Here is an 8,780-nt window from a genome sequence, read left to right as displayed (position 1 = left end):
CTTGCCTACAAGGCCACACAATAAAAGGATCAGCATGCAACGCACTTTGATTTCGCTCGCCGTGATCGCGGCGCTCGGATTGTCCGCGCCATTCGCCGCCAACGCAGCTACCGCTGCCGGCAAGGCCGCACAGGTCACCACCCAATTGCCGCGCAACGCCGCACCGACCCACTACGCTATCTCCCTCACGCCTGATGCAGCCAACAGCAGCTTCAGCGCCAGCGTCACGATAGCGCTCAACGTCAAGCAAGCCAGCAGCAGCCTGACGCTCAACGCCGTCGACCTGAAATTCAGTGCGGCCACCATCAGCGCCGGCCCGGGCAAACCGGTGCAAGCGGCCGGCAATATCGAGGTCGATGAAAAAAATCAAACCGCCACCTTCCACTTTGCCGAGGCGCTCAAGCCGGGCAGCTACCAGCTCAAGCTCGATTACACCGGTAAGATCGGCGACCAGCCGGCCGGCCTGTTCTCACTTGATTATGAAAACGGCGGCGCCAAAAAGCGCGCGCTCTACACCCAATTCGAGTCCACCGATGCGCGCAGCGTGATCCCGTCGTGGGATGAGCCATCCTACAAAGCCACCTTCGCGCTGGAAGCCACCATTCCGGCCGGCCAGATGGCGGTGTCGAACATGCCGGTCGCCTCCACCACCAAGCTGGCCGACGGCCGTGAACTGGTGCGCTTTGCCACCACGCCGAAGATGTCAACCTACCTGCTGTTCTTCGGCCTCGGTGAATTCGAACGCGCCAGCGCCATGGAGGGCGGCGTGGAACTGGGCGTGGTTACGCAAAAAGGCCATGTGGCGCAGGCCCAGTTTGCGCTCGACAGCTCGCGCGCGGTACTGAAAGAGTACAACGACTACTTCGGCGTGAAGTTCCCGCTGCCGAAACTGGACAACGTCGCCGCACCTGGCCGCAGCCAGTCCTTCGGCGCGATGGAAAACTGGGGCGCCATCTTCACCTTTGAATATGCCATGCTGCTCGATCCGCGCACCGCCACGCAGACCGACAAGGAAACCTCCTTCCTGGTGGCCGCGCATGAAATCGCCCACCAGTGGTTCGGCGATTTGGTCACCATGTCGTGGTGGGACGACCTGTGGCTGAACGAAGGCTTCGCCTCGTGGATGGAATCGCGCACCACCAACCTGCTGCATCCGGAATGGAACTGGAAGCTGCGCGGCGTGGGCTCGCGCGATTCGGCGATGGAGCGCGACGCACTGGCCACCACGCACCCGGTGGTGCAGCACATCCGCAGCGCCGAAGAGATCAGCCAGGCCTTCGACTCCATCACCTATGACAAGGGTTCGGCGGTGATCAATATGCTGGAAAACTACGTCGGCGCCGATGCGTGGCGCGCCGGTGTGCGCGCCTACATGGCCAAGCATGCCTACGGCAATACCGTGTCCAGCGACTTGTGGAGTGCCGTGGAACAGGCTGCGCACAAACCGGTGGTGGCCATTGCGCATGACTTCACGCTGCAGCCGGGCGTGCCGCTGGTGAGAGTATCGGAAGCGGTCTGCAAAAACGGCAAGACCACCATCCAGCTGACGCAGGGAGAATTCAGCAAGGACCAGGAAAACAAGAAGCCATTGAGCTGGCGCGTGCCGGTGATCGCGCAGACCGTGGGCAACGCCACCGTGCGCACCATCATCAGCGGCGGCAAGGCCAGTCTCACGCTGCCGGGTTGCGGCGCGGTGCTGGTCAACGCCGGCCAGAGTGGTTACTACCGCACGCTGTACGCACCGAAGGCGTTTGCCGCGCTGGCCGAAAACTTTGCCCAGCTGCCGGCCATCGACCAACTGGGCCTGCTGGGCGATACGTGGTCGCTGGGACTGGCGGGCAAGGCGCCGGCCTCCGGCTTCCTGGAGCTGGCCAACCGTACGCCGGTCAACGTTGCGCCGGAAGTATGGCAGGAGATCGCGCAAGTGCTGGCGGGCCTGCGCGACCACTACGACAGCAAGCCCGAACAGCGCGCGGTGCTGGACCGCTTCACGCGCGCCCGCCTGGCGCCAGTGCTGGCGCGCATCGGCTGGACCGCTACCAAGGATGAAGCGGCGACCGTGGCCAATCTGCGCGAAACCTTGATTACTGCCCTCGGCAAGGCCGGCGACGATGCCGTGCTGGCCGAAGCGCGCCGCCTGTACGCTGCTTCGCAGGCCGACAAGGATGCGCTGCCGGCCGCGCTGCGCCGTCCGGTACTGGGCGTGATCGGCGCCAATGCCGATGAAGCGACCTGGAACCAGCTGCGCGCCGCCGCCAAGGCCGAACCGTCGGCCACCACCAAGGACGAGCTGTATGGTTTCCTCGCCGCCGCGCGCGACGACAAGCTGGCGCAGCGCACTTTGGACCTGGCGCTGACCGACGAACCGGGTGCCACCACCGGTGCGGCGATGATCAGCCGGGTGGCAAGCCGCCATCCGGACCTGGCGTTCGACTTCGCCATCGCCAACCTGGCACAGGTCGAGCAGAAAATGGAAGTCGGCAGCCGCAGCCGCTATTTCCCGAGCTTGGGTGGACGCTCGGCAGATCCGGCCATGGTCGGCAAGCTGCAAGCCTACGCCAAACAGCACCTGGCGGCCAACGCCGCAGGCGATACCAAGACCGCAATTGCCGCCGTCGAGTACCGCATCAAGGTGCGCAACAAGCGCCTGCCGCAGATCGACGCGTGGCTGGCGCAGCACGCGGGCTAACGCGCCGGGGCAAAAAAAAACCAGCATCATCGTTAGATGGTGCTGGTTGCAAAACGCTCGAAAGCGTGGGGATGTTCAGTGGTTCAGCGGCGATACTGCCGCTTGAACGAAATTTGTGCCGGGCTTGAACGGTCCGGCAACCGGGCGCTGGGCTTAACCTTGCGCTATGGGTTCTACTTTGCCATTGATCGGCAAAGGCAGGCTTAGGACTTCATTAAGAATGCTTAAAACACCTAGATGACGTATAAAAATTACATTATTCCCGCGCTGACGGCATTGTGTATGCTGGCCGCCTGCTCGCAGCTGCCGCCACCGGCCGCTGTGCCAGTCGCCGCTACGCCGGCACCAGCACCGGCAGCGCTGCCGCAAGACAGCGGTCCGCTGCTCCAGATTGACAGCGCGCAGTCGCTGATCGCCGTTACGGTGCGGCGCGGCGGCGTGCTGGCACGCCTCGGCCATGACCACGTGGTGGCCAGCCATGCCATCAGCGGCACCGTCTCGCCGTCGCAAAGCCGCGCCGATTTCACCTTCCGTCTCGATGAGATGAAAATCGATGAAGCAGATCTGCGCCACATCGCCGGCCTGGAAAAGCAGCCGTCGGCCGACGCTATCGAAGGCACGCGCCACAATATGCTGACCAAGGTGCTGGATGCGGAACGCTATCCGCTGGTGCAGGTGCACGCGGAACGCGGTGCGCCGGGAGAGCCGCTGCAAGTGTCGATCACGCTGCACGGCGTCACCCGCACGCTGGCGATTCCGGTAGCGCTGCGCGAGGAAAATGGCGGCATCTATGTGAAGGGCACGGTCAACCTGAAGCAAACCGATTTCGGCCTGACGCCCTTCTCCGTCATGGCGGGCGCCATGTCCGTGCAAGACCAGATGGAGCTGCGTTTCGAACTAAACGCCAGATAAAAAAAAGCCCGCCGCCTTGATAAGGCGCGGGCCTAAAGTTTCAAATCGGGAGAGACTTGAAAGAGCAAGGACAGTATCTCAGTGGTGCATGACGCCATGATGACATCGCGCCCTCCCGAACAAACTTTTTTTAGCGCGCCACGATCAGGCGCAATCCAAGGCCGACGAAAATCGCACCGGCCACGCGGTCCATCCACTTGCCGGCGCTTGGCGTGCGGTTGATCCAGGCGCCCACCGCGCCCGAGAAATAGCCCAGTAGGCCAAACAGCACGATCGCCTGCGCCGTGAACAGCAGGCCGAGTTGCGCCGTTTGCCAGCTGGCGTCGCCGCGCTCCGCCACCACAAACTGCGGCAGGAAGGACAGGAAGAACAGCACCACTTTCGGATTGATCGCATTCGCGAACAGTCCTTTGGTGAACAGCTTGCGCAGGCTTTCATCCGGCAAGCCCGCACCTTCCACACGCGCGCCGCCACGGCTGCGCAAGGCGCCAAAACCGAGCCAGATCAGGTAAAGGCCGCCCACCACTTTCAGCGCGGTGAACGCCAGCGGCGAGGCCTTGATCAAGGCGCCTACGCCCAGCGTGGCCAGCACCGTGTGACTGAGGCAGCCCAGCGCGCAACCGAGGCCGAACATCATGCCCTGGCGCCGTCCGCGCGACATGCCGACGCTCAGCACCATCAGGTTGTCCGGGCCCGGCGAGACCGTAATCAACAGCGCGGCGCTGAGAAATCCTATGAGCTGTTCTGGTGTAATTAACAAGATGGTTCCCTAGGGGGCAAAGCGGCCATCATACCAAATAGTTAAGTTCTCGTTTAAAATGGGTGATACCACCTTCCACGGACTGCCGGCGCACGGAACACGAATGAGCATAGCCAGTAAGATTTACAGCTTCATGCTGGCGCTGTGCGCGCTGTGTATGGTGTATGCGCCCCCTGCGCAGGCGCAAACACTGTCCCTCGTCGGTAGCAGCATCGACCTCGCCCAGAGCGGCCGCCTGTTTGTCGATGGCGGCGAGCCCTATCCCGTCAACGCTAGCGGCTTGCCCGCCATGCTGGCGCGGCTCACGCCCGCCTCCAAAGTCAACCTGCTGGGTGGCAGCTACTGGCTGTACGCAGAACTGCGCAACGACGGCCTGCAGCCGCACTGGGTGATTGATCCGAACGATACGCTGATCGACATGGTCGACATCCAGGTCTACGGCGAGGACGGCAGCCTCCACCAGATGCTGACCGGCTACCGCCAGCCGCACTCCTACCTGCTGCATTACGGTAAAGACATCGACCTGGAAGCGGGCCAGCGCTATCACGTGTTGATCCGCTTCTCCAGTCCCTACTACGCGCGCACGCCGGTGTTCTCGGTGCTGCCGCGCCCTGCCTACCAGCAGCTGGTGGCGAGTGAGAACGTGCTGATCATCGGCTCGATCGGCGCGCTGCTGGCGCTCACCGTGTTCAACTTCTTCATCTACTCCATCACGCGCGACCGCTCCTCGCTGTACTACTCGCTGTATGTGCTGTGCTACGCCATCGCATGGGGCATGACCTTCCACCTGTCGGCCGATTTATTCAGCTGGCATGACCTGCACTGGCATTACGTGCCGTTCTTCCTGCTGCCGGTTCTCAGCACGCTGTTCTACACCACCTTCCTGCGCCTGAAGGAAACCGCGCCGCGCCTGTATGCACTGAGCCGTATCAACATCGTGCTGCCGCTGGTGACGCTGCCCAGCTGCTTCCTGGCGCTCAGTTACGCCCACACCATCGCCACCATCGTCATCACCATCTGGATGACCATGGCACTGGCCAGCGGCATCATCGTCTGGCGGCGCGGCTACTACCCGGCGCGCTTTTTCGTACTGGGCTTCGTGGCGTTGATGGTGCCCGGCCTCGTGATCCTGCCGGCCAACGTCGGCCTGATTCCGGCGCTGGTGACCAACGCGCAGCTGTTCACTTTATTGGGCGGTACGCTAGACGGCGTGCTGCTGGCGTTCGCGCTGGCCGACCAGATTCGCCTGCTGCGCAACACGCTGGAACAGCGCGTGAAAGAGCGCACCGCCGAACTGACGGAAGCCAAGGAGCACGCGGAAATCGTCAGCCGCCACCGCATCGACTTCCTGTCCGCCATGAGTCACGACATCCGCACGCCGCTGGCCGGCGTGATCGGCATGATCAAGTTCGCCATGCGCGACCAGTCAGTGCGCGGCAGGACCGAGGAGTATTTGCGCATCGGCTTGCAGAATAGCGAATCGCTGCTGGCCATCCTCAACGACATCCTCGATTTTTCCAAGATCGATGCCGGCCGCCTGTCGATTGAAAACGTCGACTTCGACCTGATTGCGCTGATCGACGACGCCGTCGGCATTCTGCAGCAGCAGGCCGACGCCAAAAGCCTGCTGCTGCGCTACGAGCTGGCACTGGACCTGCCGCGCTACGTGCGCGGCGACCCGACCCGCCTGCGCCAGATCCTGCTTAACCTGCTCGGCAACGCCATCAAGTTCACTGACCGCGGCGAAGTACGGCTGGACGCATCGGCACTGCAGACGGCCGACGGCCACACCAGCATCAGCATCGACGTCAGCGACACCGGCCCCGGCATCCCGGCCGACACATTGCCACGCCTGTTCCGGAAATTTGAACAGGCCGACCACTCCACCACGCGCCGCTACGGCGGCACCGGTCTTGGCTTGGCCATCTGCAAGGAGCTGGTAGAACTGATGGGCGGCTCGATAGCCGCCGAGAGCCGCGTTGGCGCCGGCTCCACGTTCAGCTTCACGCTGCCGCTGGCAATGGGCTCGGAGCCGAGCGTCGACCTGTCGCTGCAACCGCGCAAAGAGCACCACGCCCACCGCCTGCGCGTGCTGTGCGCGGAAGACGTGCGTACCAACCAGATCATCGTCAGCACGCTGTTGGAAGGCATGGGCCACGACATTCGCGTGGTCGAAAACGGCCTGCAAGCGCTGCATGCGCTGAGCACCGCCGCCTACGACATGGTGCTGATGGACGGCCGCATGCCGATGATGGATGGCGAACAGGCCGCGCGCCTGATCCGCTCCGGCGGCAGCGAAGACTATCGCGTGCTCGATCCCGGCATCCCGATTATCGCGCTGACCGCCAACGCCAGCGACCATGACCGCGCGCGCTATCTGGCAGTGGGCATGGACGGCTTCCTCAGCAAGCCAGTGGACGAGCGCCTGCTGTACGACCAAGTGGAAAAAGTGATCGCGCAACACCTGAGCCGCGGCCGTCCGCTGCGCCCCACCGATGCGGCGCGGCTGGAGGCCGAGCGCACGGAGATGCTGGACCAGCAGTTTGGCGTCATTCCGGCGGTGTGCGCCGACGTCCGTCCGGACACGGTGCGTATCATGCCGCTGGCCGGACTGTCGCACAAACATATGCAGCGCATCACCCAGGCCTTCCTCGACGAAGCGCCACGCCGGCTGGAGACGGCGCGTGCCGCCGTCATCGCCGGCAATAGCGGTGCGGCGGCGGCGGCCATCCACGCGCTGAAAGGCAGCGCCGGCTATCTCAATTCGACCCACTTGCACTCGCTGTGCCACGCGATGGAAGCCGCCGCCAGCGCCGGCGACCTGGTGGAAGTGATCGACATGCTGCCCGACGTCGAAGCGGCGCTGGACAAAGCTTGCGCCGACCTGCGCAACGTCAACGTGGCTTAAGCAGAGTTTCCGATTTTCCGCGACAATAGTGGACACGCTTCACAGTTTTACCTCGCACCGGATATCAAATGAATACTCCTGATAGCGCGCTGGCTGCGCGCGACGGCCTGCCGCAAGGCGCGCGCCAGCTGGCCATGCTGTCGGTCTCCATCGGCGTCGGCATGGCGTCGCTCGATACCGCCATCGCCAACACTGCCCTGCCGGCCATCGCCGACCAGCTGCATACATCGCCCGCTGCCTCGGTCTGGATCGTCAACGTTTATCAATTGGCCATGGTCGCCACCTTGCTGCCGTTTGCCGCGCTGGGTGAAGTCATCGGCTACCGGCGCGTATGCATCTTCGGGCTGGGCGTGTTCACGGCGGCGTCGCTGGCCTGCGCGCTGGCGTGGTCGCTGCCCTCGCTGGTGGTAGCGCGGCTGTTCCAGGGCATCGGCGGCGCGGCCATGATGGGCGTGAATACGGCGATGGTGCGCACCATTTTCCCGGCGCGCTTGCACGGCCATGGGTTCGGCCTCAATTCGCTGGTGGTAGCGGTGGCGTTTGCGATCGGCCCCACGGCCGCCTCGCTGATCTTGTCCGTCGCGCCGTGGCCATGGCTATTTGCCATCAACGTGCCGCTGGGCGTGGCGGCGGTGCTGCTGGCGCGCCGCGCGCTGCCGCATTCGGCGCGCGCCGGCCACACCATCGATGCGCCGACCGCGATACTCAACGTCTTCGCCTTTGGCCTGCTGATCCTGACCTTCGGCGATGCCGCGCATCAGGAAGGCTGGCACAAGCTGCTGCCGGAGCTGGCCGCCACGCTGCTGTTCTTCGTCCTGCTGCTGCGCCGCCAAGCCGGCCACGCCGCACCCATGCTGCCGGTGGACTTGTTCAAGCGGCCGCTTTTCACGCTCTCCGCGCTGACGGCCGTCTGCACCTTTGCTGCGCAAGGACTGGCCTTCGTTTCGCTGCCGTTTTATTTCGAGACCACGCTGGGCCGCTCGCCGATCGAAACCGGCTTCCTGATGACGCCTTGGGCCGTGCTGGTGGCGGTGATGGCGCCCATCGCCGGCCGCCTGAGCGACCGTTATTCGCCCGGTGCGCTGGGCGGTATCGGCTTGGCACTGCTGTCTTCCGGGCTGGTAGCGATGCTGATGCTGCCGGCGCAGCCGTCGGCCTTCGACATCGCGTGGCGCATGGCGTGGTGCGGCATCGGCTTCGGTTTCTTCCAGGCGCCTAACCTGAAGGCCATCATGGGCAGCGCGCCGCCGCACCGGGCGGGCGGCGCCAGCGGCATCGTCGCCACTGCACGCCTGATCGGCCAGGCCACCGGCGCGGCGCTGGTGGCTTACTGCTTCACATTGTCGTCCATACGCGGCACCTCGTATGCGCTGATCTTGGGCGCAGTATTTGCCGGTGTGGCCAGTATCGCCAGTTTTGCGCGGCTGATGGTTACTTCGGCCGCGCCGGAGTAAGCGCAGTATCCGGCTTGCCTAGCGCGGCACGCCGCACCGCCGCACTCCGTGCGCTGG

Annotated in this window: 5 protein-coding genes; 4 read left to right on the top strand and 1 reads right to left on the bottom strand. The window is 64.1% G+C overall.

Annotation, left to right across the window (positions count from 1 at the left end; translation table 11 throughout):
* Positions 1-34: 34 nt before the first annotated feature.
* Positions 35-2,689 (top strand): M1 family metallopeptidase, encoded by a 2,655-nt coding sequence (locus tag GTP46_RS07140; RefSeq protein WP_161005934.1) that lies wholly within the window; start codon positions 35-37, stop codon positions 2,687-2,689.
* A 237-nt stretch (positions 2,690-2,926) separates the two neighbouring features.
* The gene (locus tag GTP46_RS07135; protein WP_161005933.1) at positions 2,927-3,601 is read left to right on the top strand and encodes a YceI family protein; all 675 of its coding nucleotides are present in this window, start codon (positions 2,927-2,929) and stop codon (positions 3,599-3,601) included.
* Between the two features lie 130 nt (positions 3,602-3,731).
* Here the strand turns inward: GTP46_RS07135 and GTP46_RS07130 are convergent, their stop codons facing one another.
* Positions 3,732-4,361: a LysE family translocator gene (locus GTP46_RS07130; RefSeq protein ID WP_161005932.1), complete on the bottom strand. Its 630-nt coding sequence runs from the start codon at positions 4,359-4,361 to the stop codon at positions 3,732-3,734.
* Between the two features lie 103 nt (positions 4,362-4,464).
* On the opposite strand from GTP46_RS07130, the gene GTP46_RS07125 reads away from it, so the two are divergent.
* Positions 4,465-7,269 carry a hybrid sensor histidine kinase/response regulator gene (locus tag GTP46_RS07125; protein WP_161005931.1) on the top strand — a complete coding sequence of 935 codons (2,805 nt, stop codon included), beginning with the start codon at positions 4,465-4,467 and terminating at the stop codon, positions 7,267-7,269.
* A gap of 68 nt (positions 7,270-7,337) precedes the next feature.
* Positions 7,338-8,723, top strand: coding sequence for an MFS transporter (locus GTP46_RS07120; protein WP_161005930.1), 1,386 nt, complete (start codon positions 7,338-7,340; stop codon positions 8,721-8,723).
* The last annotated feature ends 57 nt before the right edge of the window (positions 8,724-8,780 follow it).

Source organism: Duganella flavida, from assembly GCF_009857445.1.
Taxonomy (GTDB): Bacteria; Pseudomonadota; Gammaproteobacteria; order Burkholderiales; family Burkholderiaceae_D; genus Rugamonas; species Rugamonas flavida.
Note: the sequence above shows the minus strand (reverse complement) of the source record. Positions and strands in the feature narration are given on the sequence as shown.